This window comes from Ructibacterium sp. SJQ-7, assembly GCF_054696575.1.
In genome coordinates, this window is sequence record NZ_CP195193.1 from 231068 (window position 1) to 251739 (window position 20672).

Sequence of the window (20672 nt, forward strand, 5' to 3'; positions counted from 1 at the left end):
TTGAAAAAGATTAAAAGCTACACGGGTATCTGGAACGTGGAAAAAGTCTTATATGCAATCAATGACTTTAACTTACCCTTTCCCGTTACTTTTACACAGATTACATGGTTTGTGATTACGGAATTTATCATCATTCTGTTTGGGGATATTCCCCCACTTTCCATGATTGAGGGAGCATTTCTCAAATACTTTGGTATTCCCGTTGCTCTCACTTGGTTCATGTCGCAGAAAACCTTTGACGGAAAGAAGCCGTACAGCTTTTTGAAATCACAGATAACCTATGCCCTGCGACCAAAAATCACTTATGCAGGAAAAGCCGTAAAACTGCATAAGCAGATATTAAATGAAACAATCACGGCAGTAAGGAGTGTGAACTATGTTCCCGATAAAATATATTGACAATAACCTTGTCTGGAACAAGGACAATGAAGTGTTTGCCTATTATGAGCTGGTACCATACAACTATTCTTTTCTATCCGCAGAGCAGAAATTTATCGTGCATGACAGTTTCCGACAGCTAATCGCACAGTCCCGTGAGGGTAAAATTCATGCGTTGCAGATTGCCACAGAAAGCTCCATACGAAGTATGCAGGAGCAGTCAAAGAAACTGGTAACGGGAAAATTAAAGGAAGTTGCCTACCAGAAAATAGACGAACAGACCGAAGCGTTAGTATCTATGATTGGGAACAATCAAGTGGACTACCGCTTTTTTCTTGGCTTTAAGCTCATGGTTACGGAAGAACAGCTCAATCTGAAGAACATCAAAAAATCGGCGTGGCTGACATTCAAAGAGTTTCTCCATGAAGTAAACCATACGCTGATGAATGATTTTGTTTCCATGCCGAATGATGAAATCAACCGTTACATGAAAATGGAAAAGTTACTGGAAAATAAAATCTCCCGTCGCTTTAAGGTGCGTCGCTTGGAAATCAATGATTTTGGGTATCTCATGGAACATCTTTACGGCAGGGACGGTATCGCTTATGAAGATTATGCGTACCAGCTACCAAAAAAAAAATTGAACAAAGAAACGCTGATAAAATACTACGACCTTATCCGTCCGACAAGGTGTGTGATTGAAGAAAGCCAGCGGTATTTACGCTTGGAACATGAGGACAAGGAAAGTTATGTGTCCTATTTTACCGTCAATGCGATTGTCGGCGAGCTTGATTTTCCGTCAAGTGAAATCTTCTATTTCCAGCAACAGCAATTCACATTCCCCGTTGATACTTCTATGAATGTAGAAATCGTGGAGAACCGAAAAGCATTAACAACCGTACGCAACAAGAAAAAGGAATTGAAAGACCTTGACAATCACGCTTATCAAGCAGGAGGTGAAACCAGCTCAAATGTGGTGGACGCTTTAGACAGCGTGGACGAGCTGGAAACGGACTTAGACCAGACAAAAGAAAGTATGTATAAGTTAAGCTACGTTATACGGGTGTCTGCACCCGATCTTGACGAGCTGAAACGCCGTTGTGATGAAGTCAAAGACTTTTACGACGACCTCAATGTAAAGCTGGTACGTCCTGCTGGGGATATGCTGGGGCTTCATTCTGAATTTTTACCTGCCAGCAAGCGATATATCAATGACTATGTGCAGTATGTAAAATCAGACTTCTTGGCAGGGCTTGGCTTTGGAGCGACCCAGCAGTTAGGGGAAACTACGGGTATCTATATGGGCTATTCCGTTGATACGGGAAGAAATGTGTACCTGCAACCGTCTTTAGCTTCGCAGGGCGTAAAAGGTACAGTTACCAACGCTTTAGCGTCTGCTTTTGTCGGTTCGCTTGGCGGTGGAAAGTCGTTCTGCAACAATCTTCTGGTGTATTATTCGGTGTTGTTTGGCGGTCAAGCAGTCATTTTAGACCCCAAAGCCGAGCGTGGCAACTGGAGAGAAACACTTCCAGAAATCGCCCATGAAATCAATATCGTAAATCTTACCAGCGATAAAGACAATGCAGGACTTCTTGACCCATTCGTGATTATGAAGAATGTAAAAGACGCTGAAAGTCTGGCAATCGACATCTTGACATTCCTTACGGGTATTTCCTCTAGGGACGGCGAAAAATTCCCCGTGTTACGAAAAGCGGTTCGTTCCGTTACCCAGAGCGACAGTCGGGGCTTGCTCCATGTAATAGACGAGCTACGCCGTGAAGATACGCCCATATCAAGAAATATCGCAGACCATATCGACAGCTTCACGGACTACGACTTTGCACATCTGCTGTTTTCAGACGGTACGGTGGAAAATGCAATCAGCCTTGATAACCAGCTCAATATCATTCAAGTAGCCGACCTTGTACTGCCAGATAAGGACACGACCTTTGAAGAATACACGACTATTGAATTATTGTCGGTATCTATGCTGATTGTGATTAGTACCTTTGCCCTTGATTTTATCCATTCGGACAGAAGTATTTTTAAGATTGTCGATTTGGACGAAGCGTGGGCGTTCTTAAATGTGGCACAAGGAGAAACGCTCTCTAACAAGCTGGTTCGTGCTGGACGAGCTATGCAGGCAGGTGTTTATTTCGTTACACAATCTTCTGGGGACGTGGCAAAGGAAAGTCTGAAAAACAATATCGGCTTAAAATTCGCTTTCCGTTCTACTGACATCAACGAGATAAAACAGACCTTAGAATTTTTCGGTATCGACAAGGACGATGAAAACAACCAGAAACGGCTTCGTGATTTGGAGAACGGACAATGCTTATTGCAGGACTTATACGGGCGTGTCGGTGTGGTACAGATACACCCAGTTTTTGAAGAACTGCTACACGCCTTTGATACCAGACCGCCCGTACAGAGAAATGAGGTGGAGTGATGAAAGAAAGGATAAAAGGTGCGTTCACAAAAAGGAAGATACTTCACTTTCTCAAAATGGCTCTGTTCGTGGTGGCACTCTCCCTTATCCTGCTTTCACTTTTGGGGACGGTGGCTCATGCGACGGGGCTTGTGGACGATACCATAAACGCAGAAAATCTTTACTCAAAATATCCCCTTTCCAACTACCAGCTTGATTTTTATGTGGATAATAGCTGGTCATGGTTGCCGTGGAACTGGCTGGACGGCATTGGAAAATCGGTACAGTACGGGCTTTACTGCATTACCAACTTTGTCTGGACGATAAGCCTTTATTTAAGCAATGCCACGGGCTATGTGGTGCAGGAAGCCTATAAACTTGATTTTATTAACGATATGGCAGACAGTATCGGAAAGAGCATACAGACCCTTGCAGGTGTAACCGAGAACGGCTTTTCTTCTACGGGCTTCTATGTTGGTTTCCTGCTTCTCATTATCTTAGTGGTGGGAATGTATGTTGCTTATACGGGACTTATCAAACGGGAAACCAGCAAGGCACTTCACGCTGTTATCAACTTTGTGGTGGTGTTCGTGCTGTCCGCTTCGTTTATTGCCTACGCTCCCGACTACATCAAGAAGATAAATGAATTTTCATCAGACATCAGTACCGCTTCTTTGGACTTGGGAACAAAAATCATGCTCCCCAACTCCGACAGCGAGGGCAAGGACAGCGTGGACTTGATACGGGACAGCCTATTTTCTATTCAAGTGGAACAGCCGTGGCTACTTCTGCAATTCGGTAACAGCAACACAGAAGAAATCGGGGCAGACCGTGTCGAAGCTCTTGTATCGGCAAGTCCAGAGGACGAGGACGGGAAAACCAGAGAGGAAGTCGTGAAAACAGAAATCGAAGATAACGACAACAACAATCTGACGATACCGCAGGTCGTGAACCGTTTAGGCATGGTGTTCTTCCTACTGTTCTTCAATTTAGGGATAACGATATTTGTATTCTTGCTTACGGGCATGATGTTATTTAGCCAGATACTTTTTATTATCTTTGCAATGTTTTTACCTATCAGCTTTTTACTTTCCATGATACCGAGCTATGAAAGCATGGCGAAGCAGGCAATCGTAAGGGTGTTTAATACCATAATGACACGGGCAGGAATAACGCTCATTGTAACGGTGGCGTTCAGCATTTCCAGTATGTTTTATAACATCTCCACGGACTATCCGTTCTTTATGGTAGCGTTCTTGCAGATAGTATGTTTCGCTGGTATTTATATGAAGCTGGGCGATTTAATGAGTATGTTCTCTTTGAACGCTGGCGACAGTCAAAACATGGGACGCAGGATATTCCGCAGACCATATCTGTTTATGCGACATAGAGCTAGGCGTATGGAAAGACGGCTTGCTGGTGCGGTTACTGCTGGCGGTGTTGCTGGTGCGGTGGCAGGTAGCACGATTTCAAACAGAAAACCGACAAGGAACACAGCCACAAAAGACAGTCGGGGCAATACATCTACTTCCAGTATGGGACAGCGTGCAGGCTCAAAGGTGGGTGCTGTCTTAGATACGAAAAATAAAGTGAAAGACAAGGCAAATGCTGTCAAAGAGAATATCAAGGATATGCCGACACAGACCGCTTATGCGGTGTATTCCGCAAAGGAAAAGGCAAAGTCCAGCGTGTCCGACTTTAAGCGTGGCATGGTGCAGGAACAGCAGTCCAGACAGACGGGACGTTTGGAAAAGCAGGAAAAGCATAGACAGAGTATCGCTGACAAGCGTATGGAGCTTCAAAAGGCACAAGAAGCAAGGCAGGCACAGCGAAAGGCTGACGGATCAGCGACAACGGGAGCTACCCGTCCCCATGAGCGACCAGCCACAGCTTCAAAGCCGAGTGCGGAAAAAATGCAGGAAGTCAAACGTCCTGCCACAGCGACCACTTCAAAAGCAAGTGAGCCAGTCAAGACAAATGTTATCAAAGAGCGTCCGTTATCTTCTGGTGCTTCTGATAAGAAAGCGACCCAGTCGGCACAGCCAGTACATAGGCAGAATGTAGAAAAAGTGGTATCGCAGGAAACACGCCAGAATTACACAAAAGACCGCAGGACAAAGGTTCAGCAGACGCAAACCGTCCAAAAGAACCAGCAGACAACAGAGAAAACTCGTAACCTTGTGATGAAGAAAGGACAGAAGAAAAAATGAAACTGAAACATATCGCTATCATTGGCACTCTGTTTCCTATCCTCTTTTCTCTGGTGCTTTTCTTTGGTGTCTTGATTAGTGCGGACAGCGACGACGAGAACAGCAATTTTTCTTCTGGCATTACGGGTATGAACTTATCCGCAGAAGTCTTGAAACATCAGCCTATGGTAGAAAAGTACGCCAGAGAATACGGTATTTCCGAGTATGTCAATGTGCTATTGGCTATCATTCAAGTAGAAAGTGGCGGTACGGCAGAAGATGTTATGCAGAGTTCGGAAAGTCTTGGTTTACCGCCTAATTCCTTAGATACGGAAAGCTCAATCAAGCAGGGGTGTAAGTATTTTGCGTCCCTGCTTTCTTCCTGCAAAAATCAAGGTATCGACGATTTGAATGTAGCGATACAGTCTTATAACTATGGCGGTGGCTATGTGGGATATGTGGCAGGAAAAGGAAAGAAACACACCTTTAATCTTGCAGAGAGCTTCGCCCGTGAAAAATCGGGTGGAAAGAAAGTAACCTACACCAACCCGATAGCCGTTGCGAAGAACGGGGGCTGGCGGTATCAGTATGGCAATCAATTTTACGTCGAATTAGTCAATCAGTATTTAACTGTTCCGCAGGTATCGGGAGAACTGGCACAAAAAGTAATGAATGAAGCATTGAAGTATCAAGGCTGGAAGTATGTATATGGCGGTAGCAATCCTAACACTTCCTTTGACTGTTCGGGGCTGACGCAATGGTGCTATGGAAAAGCTGGTGTTTCCTTACCGAGAACAGCACAAGCACAGTATGACGCCACCCAACATCTTCCACTCTCGCAGGCAAAGGCTGGGGACTTGGTATTTTTCCATTCTACCTATAACGCTGGAAGTTATGTAACACATGTCGGTATTCTTGTTTCGCCGACGCAGATGTACCACGCAGGAAATCCGATAGGATATGCAGACCTAAATAATAGTTACTGGCAACAGCACTTAATCGGTGCAGGACGAGTAAAACAATAGAAAGTGAGGATAACATTATGTTTAAGAAGAATAAGAAACAGACAGAAAATGTCAAAGAAAAAAAGGTGCGTACTGTCAAGGTAGGCACACATAAGAAAACCGTGATTGCGTTGTGGGTGGTGCTTATCGCAAGCGTGAGCTTTGGGGTGTATAAGAATTTTACGGCTATCGACCAGCACACGACCCATGAAAAAGAAATCATTGAACTTCGTTTGCAGGACACCAACGGGATAGAAAATTTCGTGAAGAACTTTGCGAAGTCTTATTACACATGGAGTAACAGCAAAGAAGCGATTGAAGCAAGGACGCAGGCAATCAGCGGTTATCTGACAAAGGAATTGCAAGACTTGAATGTTGATACAATCAGAACGGATATACCGACCAGCTCCACAGTTACAGATGTGATTGTGTGGCATATCGAGCAATCGGGAACGGACACTTTTTCTGCTACCTACGAAGTAGATCAGCAGATAAAAGAGGGAGAACAGACAAGCAATGTGAAAGCGACTTATACTGTAAAAGTCCATGTAGACGCTGACGGGGATATGGTAATCATTCAGAACCCTACTCTTGCACCAGCAATCGAAAAATCAGACTATGAGCCTAAGACACCAGAAGCAGACGCAAGCGTGGACGCTGATACGGTAAATGACGCTACCGCATTTCTGGAAACATTCTTTAAGCTCTATCCAACAGCCACAGAAAAAGAGCTTGCTTACTATGTATCTGGAAATGTGATTGAGCCTATCGGCAGGGACTACCTTTATTCTGAACTGGTAAACCCTATCTTTACAAAGGACGGGGATAATGTGAAAGTTAAAGTAGCTGTAAAATTCCTTGATAATCAGACAAAGGCGACACAAGTATCACAGTATGAGCTTGTGCTACATAAGGATAGCAACTGGAAGATTGTAGGATAAAAGAAAAAGGCTTGCAGTTCTGTATTGATTTGCAAGCCTAAATATATTATTTATACTTCTGGAAAATCCCGACTAATAAAGTATCTATCGCTTCAGCTAATTCAAATCTAACTTTATCTGAGGCAGAAAAAGCGTTTCCTAATTGCAAAGTTGTATAACCGTGAATTATTCCAGTAAGCATATTTAATATTTCAAGTGTTTTGTCTTTGTTAAGACTGCACGATTGGATAAGAGTAGTTAATAATGAAAGATAGTTGTTAAAAATGGTTGCTGTTTCCTCTGTTCCGTGCCACACAGCCCATTGAATTGTTTCATAAACTCCGGGGTGTTCAATCATATAGTTTAGGTATTCGATAGAAACTAACTTAATTGCTTCTTTCCCTATTTTTCCAACGGCAATTTTCATCATTCTTTCATTCATGTCACGCATACCATTATGAGCAACTTCTAAAAGAAGATTATCTAAACTTTCTATGTGATTATATAAAGATGGTGTACGAATGTTTAATTTTTGAGCAACAGCTTTTAACGAAACGTTATTTAATCCTTTTTCATCTGCTAAGTCTGATGTTGCTTTTATTACTGCTTCTTTAGTGGTTTTCATAGTTATGCACCTCATTCAAAATATCATACAAACACAATTCTAGCTAATTGAATTAGTGTAGTCAATAACACAATTAGAAAATTATGATTATTTATTGACTTTCTTAAAATTTTGTGTATAATAGGAATTGAAGTTAAATTAGATGCTAAAAATTTGTAATTAAGAAGGAGGGATTCGTCATGTTGGTATTCCAAATGCGTAATGTAGATAAAACATCTACTGTTTTGAAACAGACTAAAAACAGTGATTACGCAGATAAATAAATACGTTAGATTAATTCCTACCAGTGACTAATCTTATGACTTTTTAAACAGATAACTAAAATTACAAACAAATCGTTTAACTTCTGTATTTATTTACAGATGTAATCACTTCAGGAGTGATTACATGAACAAAAATATAAAATATTCTCAAAACTTTTTAACGAGTGAAAAAGTACTCAACCAAATAATAAAACAATTGAATTTAAAAGAAACCGATACCGTTTACGAAATTGGAACAGGTAAAGGGCATTTAACGACGAAACTGGCTAAAATAAGTAAACAGGTAACGTCTATTGAATTAGACAGTCATCTATTCAACTTATCGTCAGAAAAATTAAAACTGAACAGTCGTGTCACTTTAATTCACCAAGATATTCTACAGTTTCAATTCCCTAACAAACAGAGGTATAAAATTGTTGGGAGTATTCCTTACCATTTAAGCACACAAATTATTAAAAAAGTGGTTTTTGAAAGCCATGCGTCTGACATCTATCTGATTGTTGAAGAAGGATTCTACAAGCGTACCTTGGATATTCACCGAACACTAGGGTTGCTCTTGCACACTCAAGTCTCGATTCAGCAATTGCTTAAGCTGCCAGCGGAATGCTTTCATCCTAAACCAAAAGTAAACAGTGTCTTAATAAAACTTACCCGCCATACCACAGATGTTCCAGATAAATATTGGAAGCTATATACGTACTTTGTTTCAAAATGGGTCAATCGAGAATATCGTCAACTGTTTACTAAAAATCAGTTTCATCAAGCAATGAAACACGCCAAAGTAAACAATTTAAGTACCGTTACTTATGAGCAAGTATTGTCTATTTTTAATAGTTATCTATTATTTAACGGGAGGAAATAATTCTATGAGTCGCTTTTTTAAATTTGGAAAGTTACACGTTACTAAAGGGAATGGAGATAAATTATTAGATATACTACTGACAGCTTCCAAGAAGCTAAAGAGGTCCCTAGCGCCTACGGGGAATTTGTATCGATAAGGGGTACAAATTCCCACTAAGCGCTCGGGACCCCTTGTAGGAAAATGTCCTAAGTGTGGCAACAATATTGTATTAAAAAAATCGTTTTATGGTTGTTCAAATTATCCTGAATGTAAGTTTACTTTAGCTGAACATTTTAGAAAGAAAAAACTAACCAAAACGAATGTAAAAGAATTACTGGAGGGAAAAGAAACCCTGGTAAAAGGAATCAAAAACAAAGAGAAAAAGCCCTACAATGCCGTTGTAAAAATTGGGGAAAAGGGATATATTGATTTTATCTCTTTTTCAAAATAAACATAAAAGCCCTTTAAAGAGGGCTTTTATATATTAATCACAAATCACTTATCACAAATCACAAGTGATTAATCACTTGTTTATTAAGATATTAAAAGCTATAATTTAAATAAAGCGTGAATTTTATGACACAAAAAGAGGGGGGAGAAACTTGGAACTAGCATTTAGAGAAAGCTTAAAAAAGATGAGAGGTACCAAATCAAAAGAAAAATTCTCCCAAGAATTAGAAATGAGTAGATCAAATTATTCACGAATAGAATCAGGAAAATCAGATCCAACCATAAAAACACTAGAACAAATTGCAAAGTTAACTAACTCAACGCTAGTAGTGGATTTAATCCCAAATGAGCCAACAGAACCAGAACCAGAAACAGAACAAGTAACATTGGAGTTAGAAATGGAAGAAGAAAAAAGCAATGATTTCGTGTGAATAATGCACGAAATCATTGCTTATTTTTTTAAAAAGCGATATACTAGATATAACGAAACAACGAACTGAATAAAGAATACAAAAAAAGAGCCACGACCAGTTAAAGCCTGAGAAACTTTAACTGCGAGCCTTAATTGATTACCACCAATCAATTAAAGAAGTCGAGACCCAAAATTTGGTAAAGTATTTAATTACTTTATTAATCAGATACTTAAATATCTGTAAACCCATTATATCGGGTTTTTGAGGGGATTTCAAGTCTTTAAGAAGATACCAGGCAATCAATTAAGAAAAACTTAGTTGATTGCCTTTTTTGTTGTGATTCAACTTTGATCGTAGCTTCTAACTAATTAATTTTCGTAAGAAAGGAGAACAGCTGAATGAATATCCCTTTTGTTGTAGAAACTGTGCTTCATGACGGCTTGTTAAAGTACAAATTTAAAAATAGTAAAATTCGCTCAATCACTACCAAGCCAGGTAAAAGTAAAGGGGCTATTTTTGCGTATCGCTCAAAAAAAAGCATGATTGGCGGACGTGGCGTTGTTCTGACTTCCGAAGAAGCGATTCACGAAAATCAAGATACATTTACGCATTGGACACCAAACGTTTATCGTTATGGTACGTATGCAGACGAAAACCGTTCATACACTAAAGGACATTCTGAAAACAATTTAAGACAAATCAATACCTTCTTTATTGATTTTGATATTCACACGGAAAAAGAAACTATTTCAGCAAGCGATATTTTAACAACAGCTATTGATTTAGGTTTTATGCCTACGTTAATTATCAAATCTGATAAAGGTTATCAAGCATATTTTGTTTTAGAAACGCCAGTCTATGTGACTTCAAAATCAGAATTTAAATCTGTCAAAGCAGCCAAAATAATCTCGCAAAATATCCGAGAATATTTTGGAAAGTCTTTGCCAGTTGATCTAACGTGCAATCATTTTGGGATTGCTCGTATACCAAGAACGGACAATGTAGAATTTTTTGATCCCAATTACCGTTATTCTTTCAAAGAATGGCAAGATTGGTCTTTCAAACAAACAGATAATAAGGGCTTTACTCGTTCAAGTCTAACGGTTTTAAGCGGTACAGAAGGCAAAAAACAAGTAGATGAACCCTGGTTTAATCTCTTATTGCACGAAACGAAATTTTCAGGAGAAAAGGGTTTAGTAGGGCGCAATAGCGTTATGTTTACCCTCTCTTTAGCCTACTTTAGTTCAGGCTATTCAATCGAAACGTGCGAATATAATATGTTTGAGTTTAAAAACATTTTAAAATACTAATTAGATTAGTTAAATGACTATTTGAAATAGTATTTTGAGGAGTGATTATATGTGTACAAGATTTGTTTACAATGGTATAGATAAAATTGTTGGTTTTAATTTTGATATTGACCTTTCTGTATGGGATCATACTGTAATTACCGAAGAAAATAGATTTTATATTGGTATTAAAATGCCTGACGGTCTGTATCATTCATTTCATGGGATAAATAAAAATGGTAATGTAGGAACACTTCTTTATGTTCATGGTAATGAAAATGCAAGGTATATAGAAAGCGAGGATTGTATTACAATATCTGAATTAACAGAAAAATTCATTAAGGCAGAGATTTCTTTTGATAAAGCCTTGGACATTGTTAAAAAGAAAAAAATTATTTATGCACCAGATGCTACTATGCAAGCTATGCTTTCTGATAAAAAAGGACGAGTTTTAATTATTGAACCTGGAATTGGGTATAGATATGAACAAGAAAATTTTTCACTTATTACAAATTATTCTATTCTAAAACCAGATATAACAAAGCCGTACATTGTTTCTGGGGATACAAGATACGAAGTGGCTAAAGAGTTATTGGCAGGATATGATAAAGATTTTTCAGTAAATGACGCATTTAAAGTATTAAAATCTGTTTCTCAAAAAGACTTGTGGGCAACTAGGGTTTCATTTGTATATTCTACAGAAAAAAATAAAGTTTATTATGTCTTGAACAATGATTTTAGTAATGTATTTGAATTTCAGTTTTAATACTAATGAATTTATAAATTTGCAATTATGATAAGAAAGGTTATTATGATAGGACTAAAAAAGCGAGATATAAAAAAAGCGTTGAAAGCTGGTGCAAAAGCTGGCGGTGTATCATTGGCTGATGTTCGGGCAGATATTGAAGCGACGATTGATGAAGCTATGAATAGCACCGCCCCAGAAGTGCAGGCAAATTTCAAAAAATATTTTGGTAATAAACGCCCTACCCCAGAAGAATATATTTACAAGATTACCAAAAAGACAAAGATTTGAAAAAAGGCTTGCTCCATACATAGTGTATGATCTGCAAGCCTTAATCTATTTCAGAGGAAATTTAACAGTAAAAGTAGCACCTCCACCAGCAGTATCATTGATAATGATAATACCGTTCAGCATTTGAGTTAATTCTTTGGCGATACTTAGTCCCAGTCCAAAATTCGATTTGTTCGTATGGGACTTGTCGCCACTATAAAATCGGTCAAAGATATACTGCTTATCTTCATCAGAAATGCCTTGCCCGTGGTCTACCACAGAAAAAGCAATATTTTTTTCGGTGGCGATTACTTCTATCTCTATTAAAGAATTATTCTTGGAATGTTGAATGGCATTATCCATAAAGACACACAAGATTTGAAATAATCGGTCTTTGTCGGTAAACATAGCAGGATAACTTTCCTCGGATAAATGCAGTTTTAGTTCTAAATTCTGCTTCATGCAGACGGGTTCGTAGGTTTCATATAACGTAATGAGCAAGGTATCTACATTGATTGTGCTTTTATGCAATGTCCATGTTTTAGCGTCGGAAGAAGCCAAAAGCAACATATCTTTGACTAAACGGGATAACCGCATACATTCAAAATCTATGGTCTGTACGGCTTGCTTTGCCTGCTCGTTTAAGGAAACATTATCAAGAAGCATATCCGTGTTGGAAATCATAACAGCAAGTGGAGATTTTAATTCATGGGACGCTGTTGCAACAAAATCTTTTTGGCTTTGCAGTATTCGTTCCGTTGGAGCAAACGACTTTTTCAGCAGATAACGGGTCAGCACGATAACAACGATACAAGCCAAAAACCAGATAAGAAGATATATAGGCAATGTTTTTTGTAAAATATCCGTCAAACTGGCTGTCTGATAAAGAAAGGTTGCATGATACACGGTATCATTTGCTGTCCTAATTGTAGCAGGAATAACAAAATAAGTATCGTGATGTGTTCCTCTTATTTCCAGAAAACCGCCTTGTGAAGTTGTGCTGTTTTCTATTTGTGATAATGGTTGTGTAGAAATCTGCTTTTCTACATCATGCAACAGATTGTCCGCAGAAGTTGGAAATGGGAAATCACTCTGATAAATGGTATTCCCCCTTGTATCAGTAATTAAAGAAAAAATATGATAACTCTCTTCGTAGGTTTTGAGTGCTTTGTCCATATCCGAAGAAGCACTTTCCACTTGATAAATCAGCAAGGTTGTCAATCTCTGAAATAAGGTGCTTTCGTTGATTTTCTCTGTATGAACTGTGTTCGCAACGACAAAGGAAATCACAAGGGTAATAATCAGCATAACAGAACTTGCAAACAGAATATGAAGTTTTCGGTATAAGTTATTTAACATGTTTCTTTCTCCAGTTTGTACCCTGCACCGTAGACCGTTGTTATTTTACAGGAACTTTTTAATTCTTTTAGGCGTTTTCGCAGAAAAGAAATGTAACTGTCTACATTGCCAGTTTCTACCTCGGAAGAACTGCCCCAGATTTTAAGGATTAGCTGTTCACGGGAAAATAGTGTTTCTGGGTTCTGCATAAATACAAAAGTCAACTCGGTTTCTTTTGAAGTTAATAAAAGAGAATTGACGGGTGTAGATAAGGTTCGGCTGTCTTTATCGAAAGTTAAATCTCCATATTCTAATTTGGAAGATAACTGGATATTGGCAGGGCGTCTTGTTAATGCCCGAACTCTTGCAAGCAATTCTTTGATATGAAATGGTTTTACTAAATAATCATCAGCACCGCCGTCTAAACCCTCAACCCGATTGTCAAGGGTACTCATGGCAGTAATGATAAGGATAGGAATAGAAATTCCTTTTTTACGCATAGATTTTATGATTGTCAAACCGTCAATAATCGGTAACATACGGTCTACAATGGCGAGGTCATAAGCATAGTCTGTATTTAAGGCATACAGCATAGCAGTTTCCCCGTCATTGCAACAATCAACCATATAGTTTTCTTTTTCCAGAGAAATTTTTATATTTTTACATAACTCTAAATCATCTTCCAGAAGAAGTATTTTCATAATGTATCAATCCTTTTCTATATAAATTATAGACAGTATAACAGAAAAGTCTGTAAAAATCCTCTAAAAAATGATGATGATTTTCTTACTTTTTTACAGGATTTTTAGAATGGTTTGCTTTTACAATAGGGGCATATCGAACAAGAAAGGTGGAATACAAAAATGAAAAAAACAAACATCAGTAAATTCATAGCAGTTGGATTATGTATCTGTGCATTGACGGGGTGTGGTGCAAGTCCAAATGAGAAGCCAGATACGTCTAATCCTATTGTCAATTCTAATACGAATGAAGAAAATACAAATGGTTCTTCAGAAAATAAAGGAAACGACATATTAGAGTCTGCTAATTTGAGAGGAAGTGTTTTGGAATTTACAGACAATGGTTGCTTGGTAAATCAAGCAAAAGATATTGAGGGTGGAGCTGGGATAAAAATAGAAGCACCGGGAATGGAAAATAAAGACAATGCTGTTTCTGTAACCTATAACCCAGATTGTGAATTTGTCATTGCCACAGTAAATGCACAGTCTGGTGTTACAAATGTAACAACGGGTTCTATATCCGATGTAAAAAAACAATCTGAAGTATATCTTTATGGAGAATTTGCAGACACACTTCATTTCAATGCAACAAAGGTTGTCATAGCCCGTTGGGAATAGAGGTGTGAAGTATGAAGTTTTATCAACTTGGTTTTCGCTATTTACAGCGAAAAAAAGGAAAAACCATTCTTTTGTTGATTGTTTTGATACTTGTAAACAGTATGATTTTAGGTACAAGCATGATTTTAAGGACTACAAATGAGTCCAAACAAGCCATGCAGGAAAAGACAAATTCTAAGATTGTAGCTGAAATTACAAGTAAGGACAGCAAGATAACAGAGAATGAAGTAAACAAGATTGAAACGCTGGAAGATGTTTCAGCTATCAACCGTATCGGCAGGCAAGATGTATTTCCAGCTAGTTTTGCTCCCGTTACGCTCAATACTTCTACGAATGAGGAAAATTTGAAAATAGCGTTGCTCTCCTATGATGATTTGGAAAAGGACAGCCCTTTTTCAGAAATGCAGTACCGCTTATCTTCTGGCGATTATATCAAACATGAGAAAAAAGGTGCTGTTATCAATGCGAACCTTGCAAATCAAAATGAGCTAAAAGTTGGAGATACGATTGAATTAAGTACAGAAAACGGAACAAAAGTATCTGTTCAGATTATTGGAATTTTCATGTCCGCAGGAAATGTGGAAAAAGACCAGCCGTCAGAAACTACCGCAGTCAATCGAATAGAAAATCAAGTCTTTATTGACAACAGCACTTATAAAGAATTGTTCAAAGAAGCTGAATTTGAAAAACTCTGCGTTTATTCAAAAAGACCAGAAAAATTAGATGTGCTGGAAACCAGCTTGCAAAAAATATTCGGAAATGATGTAGAACTTAGCACTTCCGATACCCTTTATCAACAGATGTCTGCTCCATTAGAGCAAATCAGTAAGGTGGCAAATCTTATGCTGGTACTTACATTGGTAACTGGTACTGTTGTTGTTTCCCTGCTGTTATGTATGTGGATGCGGACAAGGCAAAAAGAGGTGGCAATCTTTATGAGCCTCGGCAAGACAAAAAGTGAAATTTTCCTGCAAACTTTATTAGAAGCAGGCAGTGTATTTACACTTTCGGTTTTAGGAGCAACAGCCATTGGTAAATTGTTCTCGGGCGTTTTGCAAAATGTCATTACTGGTTCAGAAACAGTAACAGAAAATCTGAAAGTGGTGTTGCAGATACAAGATATTGGAATGTTGTTCCTTTTAGGTGGTGCAGTTATTCTGGTGGCATTGTGCTGTTCCATTCTTCCGATATTACGAGCAAACCCAAAAGATATATTAGCGAAAATGGAGGGATAGTACATGAATTTTTTTGGATTGGCAAGGCGTTCTGTGTTCAGAAAGCCCATAAAAAGTATTCTCTTATTGTTGATTGTTTTTGCAATCAGTACCCTGCTTCTTGCAGGTGTGGCGAGCAAAAATGCCAGTATTGAGGTGCAGGACAAAACCAGACAAGCCATAGGTGCAGGCTTTCTTTTAGAAAGAAATGCAGAGTACCGAACAAAACGAGTTCGTGAATACTCAGAAAAGATTGGTAATGATAAGGAAGGTAGTTTTGGTGGCTACCATCAGGAAAAAGAGATTATCAATGGTGTGGAGACTTGGTCAGGCTGGACAACAAATGAATTTGAAAGCTTAGATATAAAAGACATTGAGAAACTGGCAAAAACAAAAGGAATTGCTGATTACAATATTACAACAGCAACAACTCCTGTAAACCCTGTAAATTTCAAAAGAATTGAAGATAAAGATGTAGACCAAAGTGTAGATGAGGGAGGTGTAAGCTTAATTGGAAACAAAGATATGAAACTTGACAGAAATGTTTTATCTGGAAACCTGCATATCAAAGAGGGGCGAATGATAACCCCAGAGGATAAAGATATGTGTGTCATTTCAGAGGAACTTGCAAATCAAAATAATCTGAAAATCGGCGATAAGATTTCTTTTAATGATTACCACGATACTGAAAATTCAAAGGTATCAGAAGCTGAGATTGTTGGAATTTATCAAGTGGATCAAAAGATGTCCCCACTTATGCAGGGAGATACTTACCGTTCGGAAAATGTAATATTTACAGATTTGAGATTTCCAGAAAAGGCAGAGGGTGAAACAAGTCCATTATATGAAAGAGCCTATTTCAAAGTAGAAGATGTGGAAGCTTACGACGAAGTAAAAGAAAATCTGCAAAAAGTAGACATCAACTGGGAGCAATATGATTTGATTGACAATAACGGAAATTCCGAAACCATGTCCTCAAACTTCAATGATTTAGCAAAAGTAAGCGAAATGATGATATTGGTAATCTCTGTTGCAAGTTTTGTTATCCTTGTTTTAGTATTTCTGTTCTGGCTGAAAAATCGAGTGCAGGAAGTCGGCATTTTCTTATCTCTCGGTGTTCCGAAATTCAGAATTATCGGGCAGATTTGGAGTGAAGCGATTATGATTGCTGTTCTTTCCCTTATGCTATCCTTTGCTGTCGCTCCTGCCGTTTCCAAAGTAACTGCAAATTATCTGGTATCACAGCAGGTTCAGCAAATGCAGGAAGAAGAAAAAAATAACGAGGGAAAAGTATCCACAGAATATGTTGCACCAAAGCAGGACGTGCAGAATATCAGCGTAGAGGTTACGCCAGAAATGTATCTGTTGGACGGAGCAAGTGTTCTTGTGTTGATAACGGCTTCTGTTCTGGTATCTGGAATTGTAATACTAAAGAGAAACCCGAAAGATATTTTATCGGAAATGAGTTAGGAGGACGACGAAAATGTTAGAAGTAAAGAATGTAAGCTATGCTTACAAAACAAAAAAAGATAAAACCATTTTGAATAATGTATCTGCTACTTTCGAGGAGGGTATTTTTTATACTATTGTCGGTCCGAGTGGTGCAGGAAAAACAACACTCTTATCGTTGTTAGCAGGCTTAGACACAGCGGTAAAAGGGACTGTCCTTTGCAATGGCGAGGACATTACAAAAAAAGGGCTGAATTACCACAGAAAGCATAATATCTCATTGGTATTTCAAAATTATAATCTGATTGATTATTTGACAACGGTTGAAAATGTCAAATTAGGTGGTAGTGGAAATGCTGAAAAATTATTGGAAGAAGTCGGCATTGGAAAAGAATACTGGCAGAGAAATGTATTGCAACTATCTGGCGGACAGCAACAGCGTGTAGCGATTGCAAGAGCATTAGCCAGCGACGCTCATGTACTTTTGGCAGACGAACCGACGGGAAATCTTGACGAAACTACCGCTGATGAAATCATTGCTTTGCTGAAAAAGACTGCACATGAATTAGGAAAATGTGTTGTTGTGGTTACACACAGTAAGCATTTGGCAGAAGAAGCCGACGAAATCTTAGAAATTAAAAACGGTGCAATTTCTTTTCTGTCTGATTAAATTAGAATAGTGCCGTAAAGGAGTTGTCATTATGGAATATTTTAGATATACCTCGACGCAATCAGTTTGAACCTAACGGCATTTTTATAACAACTGAATATAGCACAGTTTTAAAAGCTCGTACAGACTATATGTTTTGTGCGGGCTTTTTTCATGCCAGAAAAAAATTTTTTAAAGTTTTTTCGATTTTGGTTACGCTGTCCCCACTTTCAACGCGGTATATATGAAAAGGGGCAGACACCTCTTTTCGACTAGCGAAAGGAGGTGAGGAAAATGAAACCGTCAGAACTACAAGAAAAAACCTGTCATCAATTCGATTGTGCTATTAAAACAGTTATACGTCATAGAGCGATTGACTTCTATCGAGCGATACGTCGTTCAGAGAAAAAAGAAATGCCATTCGCCGAAATTATGGACGACCTCTTAAATTCCATAGGTACAGAAGATACATATTCTACGGATTATGTTGCGGTATTTGAAGTCTGTGGAGAAAAAGTATCAATCGAAGATGAACAACTGGCTCGTGCATTGAAAGCTATTGAAGAACGAAAGCGTAATATCGTTTTACAGTATTTTTTCATTGGCGACACGGACACTTACATTGGGAAAATGCTTGACTGTTCCAGAGCGAATGTAACGAAGTGCAGAATACAAGCACTAGACAAGTTAAAGCAACTGATTGAGGAGGAAAAAGAAAAATGCCAAAAGAGCTGACACCGACTTTCACGGTTATTTCCAAAGCCTGCGACGGCGACGAAACAGCAATTTCAAAAATCTTGGAATTTTATGACCCATATATCAATCAGTGCTGTATGCGTCCGTTTTACGACGATAACAACAACTTACGTCTTGCGGTAGATTTGGAAATGAAAGGTTTTATCAAAGAAGCGATTATTCGTAAAATCTTAAACTTTGATATTAAACGCTTCTAATTCATATTGGGATTGATTATGCCCGTCTGGTCTTTGACAACTGAATAAAGCAGACAGATACGTTTGTGAGATAGCAAGCCACGGGGACTGTACGCCATGACCTTTCCAAAAGAAAGCGAGCGACCCACGCAGTGATCCGAGAGCGACTGTTGGAATAGTCGTTTTGCCACGACCTATCCTCACAGAATAATGATACGTCCGCATGGTGCGGTTCTGCCCACAAGAATGGGAATAGTTGAGATACTAACGGAGCTTTCCAAAGCCGTTTGTCTGCTTGTAAAAAAATGACACACAGTAAAGGGGGTGCATAGATTATGAACAATACTGATGTGCCTATCTGGGAAAAATATACGCTGACGATTGAAGAAGCGTCTAAATACTTCCGTATTGGCGAAAAGAAATTGCGTAAATTAGCCGAAGAAAATCTTGACGCTGGCTGGGTTATCGTGAACGGTAATCGTATTCAGATTAAGCGAAAACAATTTGAAAAAATCATAGATACATTGGACGAAATCTAATGTCATTGAGCCGTAGATATGGTATAATATTAGTAGCGTATCACGGCTCATTCCATGACGGAAAGGAGCTTTACACTATGTCTAATGTGAAACGAAAAGACAGTAAAAATCGCAATTTGCGTAATGGAGAGAGCCAGCGAAAAGACGGAAGATACGTTTATAAATATACCGATATATACGGAAAGCCACAATTTATCTATTCTTGGAAACTTGTACCGACAGACAAGACACCTGCTGGAAAGCGTGATGATATATCGTTGAGGGAAAAAGAAGCACAGATAAAAAAAGACCTTAACGACGGTATCGACACAGTCGGCGGTAAAATGACAGTCTGCCAGCTCTACGACAAGAAGAACAGTCAAAGAAAGAACATCAAAAGGGCTACTGAAAAAGGACGACAGTATCTTATGAACGCTTTGAAAAATGACCCATTAGGTATGAGGGCGATTGATACGGTTAAGCAGTCGGACGCTAAAGAATGGGCTATCAGAATGAGCGAAAAAGGATATGCCTATAAAACGATTGATAACTATAAACGTTCCTTGAAAGCGTCATTTTACATGGCAATACAAGACGACTGTATCAGAAAGAACCCATTTGAATTTAAGTTAAGTGATGTTCTGGAAGATGATACCGAACAGAAAGTTATCCTTACACCAGAGCAGGAAGAACACCTGCTTGCCTTTATGGAAAAGGACAAGATTTACAGTAAGTATTATGATGAGGTTGTGCTTCTGCTGGAAACGGGACTTCGTATTTCTGAATTTTGCGGACTGACGACGCATATTGATATGCAGAACAGAATACTCAATATAGACCACCAGTTATTGAAAGATAGCGAAATGGGCTACTATATTGAAACACCAAAGACCAAAAACGGAAAACGGGAACTTCCATTGACAGAACGGGCTTATCAAGCAATCCAAAGAATACTAAAGAACAGAGGAAAGGCACAACCGCTGATTGTAGGTGGTTACAGCAATTTCCTATTCCTAAATCGTGAGGGCTTGCCTAAAGTTGCAGGAAACTATGAGGGCATGGTGCGAGGACTGATTAAGAAGTATAACAAGTATCACACGGACAAGTTACCGAACATCACGCCACATTCATTCAGACATACTTATTGTACGAATATGGCAAACAGAGGAATGAACCCAAACACTCTGCAATATCTCATGGGACACGCTAACATAACCATGACACTTGGCTATTATGCACACGGCACATTTCAATCTGCAAAAGCAGAACTGGAAAGGCTGGCTTGTTAATATCGGAGCTTATATTTACTACTCATTTACTACTTTTGGTTGCATTTTCATGCTGGTAAATGCCAGCTTATGCAAGGTATCTTCCGAAAAGAAAATACCGATAAAGCCCT

The 20672-nt window shown here is 38.7% G+C and carries 23 protein-coding genes; 20 read left to right on the forward strand and 3 right to left on the reverse strand.

The genetic code is table 11. From position 1 onward, the window contains the following. The 5 genes from ACSAMO_RS01115 to ACSAMO_RS01135 are packed head-to-tail and all read left to right on the forward strand — an operon-like array spanning position 1 to position 6940. On the forward strand, positions 1–399 hold the full coding sequence (locus ACSAMO_RS01115) for a conjugal transfer protein (RefSeq protein WP_003061368.1): 399 nt from the start codon (positions 1–3) through the stop codon (positions 397–399). Continuing rightward, on the forward strand, positions 377–2827 hold the full coding sequence (gene tcpF / locus ACSAMO_RS01120; RefSeq protein ID WP_025489602.1) for a conjugal transfer ATPase TcpF: 2451 nt from the start codon (positions 377–379) through the stop codon (positions 2825–2827). Before ACSAMO_RS01115 ends, tcpF begins: the two co-directional genes overlap by 23 nt. Then, positions 2827–5016: a CD3337/EF1877 family mobilome membrane protein gene (locus tag ACSAMO_RS01125; RefSeq protein WP_025489603.1), complete on the forward strand. Its 2190-nt coding sequence runs from the start codon at positions 2827–2829 to the stop codon at positions 5014–5016. Before tcpF ends, ACSAMO_RS01125 begins: the two co-directional genes overlap by 1 nt. Further along, on the forward strand, positions 5013–6020 hold the full coding sequence (locus ACSAMO_RS01130; RefSeq protein WP_025489604.1) for a bifunctional lytic transglycosylase/C40 family peptidase: 1008 nt from the start codon (positions 5013–5015) through the stop codon (positions 6018–6020). Before ACSAMO_RS01125 ends, ACSAMO_RS01130 begins: the two co-directional genes overlap by 4 nt. A gap of 17 nt (positions 6021–6037) precedes the next feature. Further along, positions 6038–6940, forward strand: a complete 903-nt coding sequence (locus ACSAMO_RS01135; RefSeq protein ID WP_025489605.1) for a conjugal transfer protein — start codon at positions 6038–6040, stop codon at positions 6938–6940. 46 nt (positions 6941–6986) lie between these two features. On the opposite strand, the gene ACSAMO_RS01140 is transcribed toward ACSAMO_RS01135, so the two are convergent. Beyond that, positions 6987–7544 carry a TetR/AcrR family transcriptional regulator gene (locus ACSAMO_RS01140; RefSeq protein ID WP_005946872.1) on the reverse strand — a complete coding sequence of 186 codons (558 nt, stop codon included), beginning with the start codon at positions 7542–7544 and terminating at the stop codon, positions 6987–6989. A 179-nt stretch (positions 7545–7723) separates the two neighbouring features. Here ACSAMO_RS01140 and ACSAMO_RS01145 point away from each other — a divergent pair, with 179 nt between their 5' ends. The 7 genes from ACSAMO_RS01145 to ACSAMO_RS01175 all read left to right on the forward strand — a co-directional run bounded on the left by ACSAMO_RS01145 (position 7724) and on the right by ACSAMO_RS01175 (position 11836). Beyond that, entirely contained in the window at positions 7724–7807 is an 84-nt protein-coding gene (locus tag ACSAMO_RS01145; protein WP_001814874.1) for a 23S rRNA methyltransferase attenuation leader peptide, read from the forward strand. A gap of 124 nt (positions 7808–7931) precedes the next feature. Beyond that, the gene (gene erm(B), locus ACSAMO_RS01150; RefSeq protein ID WP_074090627.1) at positions 7932–8669 is read left to right on the forward strand and encodes a 23S rRNA (adenine(2058)-N(6))-methyltransferase Erm(B); all 738 of its coding nucleotides are present in this window, start codon (positions 7932–7934) and stop codon (positions 8667–8669) included. 145 nt (positions 8670–8814) lie between these two features. Next, on the forward strand, positions 8815–9099 hold the full coding sequence (locus tag ACSAMO_RS01155) for a topoisomerase C-terminal repeat-containing protein (RefSeq protein WP_002326770.1): 285 nt from the start codon (positions 8815–8817) through the stop codon (positions 9097–9099). 151 nt (positions 9100–9250) lie between these two features. Next, the gene (locus tag ACSAMO_RS01160) at positions 9251–9529 is read left to right on the forward strand and encodes a helix-turn-helix transcriptional regulator (protein WP_024407057.1); all 279 of its coding nucleotides are present in this window, start codon (positions 9251–9253) and stop codon (positions 9527–9529) included. 380 nt (positions 9530–9909) lie between these two features. After that, positions 9910–10821 (forward strand): primase C-terminal domain-containing protein, encoded by a 912-nt coding sequence (locus ACSAMO_RS01165; protein ID WP_044967241.1) that lies wholly within the window; start codon positions 9910–9912, stop codon positions 10819–10821. Positions 10822–10870: 49 nt separating this feature from the next. Next, positions 10871–11566 carry a C45 family peptidase gene (locus tag ACSAMO_RS01170; RefSeq protein WP_009905043.1) on the forward strand — a complete coding sequence of 232 codons (696 nt, stop codon included), beginning with the start codon at positions 10871–10873 and terminating at the stop codon, positions 11564–11566. A gap of 45 nt (positions 11567–11611) precedes the next feature. Further along, a complete protein-coding gene (locus ACSAMO_RS01175) occupies positions 11612–11836 on the forward strand; it encodes a hypothetical protein (protein ID WP_009905044.1) in 225 nt (74 codons plus the stop codon). 45 nt (positions 11837–11881) lie between these two features. Here the strand turns inward: ACSAMO_RS01175 and ACSAMO_RS01180 are convergent, their stop codons facing one another. Both ACSAMO_RS01180 and ACSAMO_RS01185 read right to left on the reverse strand, forming a co-directional pair. Beyond that, a complete protein-coding gene (locus tag ACSAMO_RS01180; RefSeq protein ID WP_021364213.1) occupies positions 11882–13174 on the reverse strand; it encodes a sensor histidine kinase in 1293 nt (430 codons plus the stop codon). Beyond that, positions 13168–13854, reverse strand: a complete 687-nt coding sequence (locus ACSAMO_RS01185; protein ID WP_025489606.1) for a response regulator transcription factor — start codon at positions 13852–13854, stop codon at positions 13168–13170. The genes ACSAMO_RS01180 and ACSAMO_RS01185 overlap by 7 nt, the downstream gene beginning before the upstream one ends. Positions 13855–14016: 162 nt before the next feature. Between ACSAMO_RS01185 and ACSAMO_RS01190 the strand changes: the two genes are divergently transcribed. The 8 genes from ACSAMO_RS01190 to ACSAMO_RS01225 all read left to right on the forward strand — a co-directional run bounded on the left by ACSAMO_RS01190 (position 14017) and on the right by ACSAMO_RS01225 (position 20562). Then, on the forward strand, positions 14017–14511 hold the full coding sequence (locus ACSAMO_RS01190) for a hypothetical protein (protein ID WP_025489607.1): 495 nt from the start codon (positions 14017–14019) through the stop codon (positions 14509–14511). An 11-nt stretch (positions 14512–14522) separates the two neighbouring features. Beyond that, complete coding sequence (locus tag ACSAMO_RS01195; RefSeq protein ID WP_499209612.1) at positions 14523–15746, forward strand: ABC transporter permease; 1224 nt, start codon at positions 14523–14525, stop codon at positions 15744–15746. Between the two features lie 3 nt (positions 15747–15749). Continuing rightward, the gene (locus ACSAMO_RS01200; RefSeq protein ID WP_077710200.1) at positions 15750–17195 is read left to right on the forward strand and encodes an ABC transporter permease; all 1446 of its coding nucleotides are present in this window, start codon (positions 15750–15752) and stop codon (positions 17193–17195) included. Positions 17196–17208: 13 nt separating this feature from the next. Continuing rightward, the gene (locus ACSAMO_RS01205) at positions 17209–17844 is read left to right on the forward strand and encodes an ABC transporter ATP-binding protein (RefSeq protein WP_003431891.1); all 636 of its coding nucleotides are present in this window, start codon (positions 17209–17211) and stop codon (positions 17842–17844) included. A 273-nt stretch (positions 17845–18117) separates the two neighbouring features. After that, complete coding sequence (locus ACSAMO_RS01210; protein WP_003431889.1) at positions 18118–18558, forward strand: RNA polymerase sigma factor; 441 nt, start codon at positions 18118–18120, stop codon at positions 18556–18558. Beyond that, entirely contained in the window at positions 18543–18776 is a 234-nt protein-coding gene (locus tag ACSAMO_RS01215; RefSeq protein ID WP_003431885.1) for a helix-turn-helix domain-containing protein, read from the forward strand. Before ACSAMO_RS01210 ends, ACSAMO_RS01215 begins: the two co-directional genes overlap by 16 nt. A gap of 314 nt (positions 18777–19090) precedes the next feature. Continuing rightward, positions 19091–19294, forward strand: a complete 204-nt coding sequence (locus tag ACSAMO_RS01220; protein ID WP_002347229.1) for an excisionase — start codon at positions 19091–19093, stop codon at positions 19292–19294. 77 nt (positions 19295–19371) lie between these two features. Further along, entirely contained in the window at positions 19372–20562 is a 1191-nt protein-coding gene (locus ACSAMO_RS01225) for a site-specific integrase (protein WP_025489609.1), read from the forward strand. The last annotated feature ends 110 nt before the right edge of the window (positions 20563–20672 follow it).

What these genes read in the sequence shown, in the direction of transcription:
- tcpF (WP_025489602.1), top strand. Translation starts at nt 377, where the DNA reads ATGTTCCCGATAAAATATATTGACAATAACCTTGTCTGGAACAAGGAC.
- ACSAMO_RS01125 (WP_025489603.1), top strand. Translation starts at nt 2,827, where the DNA reads ATGAAAGAAAGGATAAAAGGTGCGTTCACAAAAAGGAAGATACTTCAC.
- ACSAMO_RS01130 (WP_025489604.1), top strand. Translation starts at nt 5,013, where the DNA reads ATGAAACTGAAACATATCGCTATCATTGGCACTCTGTTTCCTATCCTC.
- ACSAMO_RS01135 (WP_025489605.1), top strand. Translation starts at nt 6,038, where the DNA reads ATGTTTAAGAAGAATAAGAAACAGACAGAAAATGTCAAAGAAAAAAAG.
- ACSAMO_RS01140 (WP_005946872.1), bottom strand. Translation starts at nt 7,544, where the DNA reads ATGAAAACCACTAAAGAAGCAGTAATAAAAGCAACATCAGACTTAGCA.
- ACSAMO_RS01145 (WP_001814874.1), top strand. Translation starts at nt 7,724, where the DNA reads ATGTTGGTATTCCAAATGCGTAATGTAGATAAAACATCTACTGTTTTG.
- ACSAMO_RS01165 (WP_044967241.1), top strand. Translation starts at nt 9,910, where the DNA reads ATGAATATCCCTTTTGTTGTAGAAACTGTGCTTCATGACGGCTTGTTA.
- ACSAMO_RS01170 (WP_009905043.1), top strand. Translation starts at nt 10,871, where the DNA reads ATGTGTACAAGATTTGTTTACAATGGTATAGATAAAATTGTTGGTTTT.
- ACSAMO_RS01175 (WP_009905044.1), top strand. Translation starts at nt 11,612, where the DNA reads ATGATAGGACTAAAAAAGCGAGATATAAAAAAAGCGTTGAAAGCTGGT.
- ACSAMO_RS01180 (WP_021364213.1), bottom strand. Translation starts at nt 13,174, where the DNA reads ATGTTAAATAACTTATACCGAAAACTTCATATTCTGTTTGCAAGTTCT.
- ACSAMO_RS01185 (WP_025489606.1), bottom strand. Translation starts at nt 13,854, where the DNA reads ATGAAAATACTTCTTCTGGAAGATGATTTAGAGTTATGTAAAAATATA.
- ACSAMO_RS01190 (WP_025489607.1), top strand. Translation starts at nt 14,017, where the DNA reads ATGAAAAAAACAAACATCAGTAAATTCATAGCAGTTGGATTATGTATC.
- ACSAMO_RS01195 (WP_499209612.1), top strand. Translation starts at nt 14,523, where the DNA reads ATGAAGTTTTATCAACTTGGTTTTCGCTATTTACAGCGAAAAAAAGGA.
- ACSAMO_RS01200 (WP_077710200.1), top strand. Translation starts at nt 15,750, where the DNA reads ATGAATTTTTTTGGATTGGCAAGGCGTTCTGTGTTCAGAAAGCCCATA.
- ACSAMO_RS01205 (WP_003431891.1), top strand. Translation starts at nt 17,209, where the DNA reads ATGTTAGAAGTAAAGAATGTAAGCTATGCTTACAAAACAAAAAAAGAT.
- ACSAMO_RS01210 (WP_003431889.1), top strand. Translation starts at nt 18,118, where the DNA reads ATGAAACCGTCAGAACTACAAGAAAAAACCTGTCATCAATTCGATTGT.
- ACSAMO_RS01215 (WP_003431885.1), top strand. Translation starts at nt 18,543, where the DNA reads ATGCCAAAAGAGCTGACACCGACTTTCACGGTTATTTCCAAAGCCTGC.
- ACSAMO_RS01220 (WP_002347229.1), top strand. Translation starts at nt 19,091, where the DNA reads ATGAACAATACTGATGTGCCTATCTGGGAAAAATATACGCTGACGATT.
- ACSAMO_RS01225 (WP_025489609.1), top strand. Translation starts at nt 19,372, where the DNA reads ATGTCTAATGTGAAACGAAAAGACAGTAAAAATCGCAATTTGCGTAAT.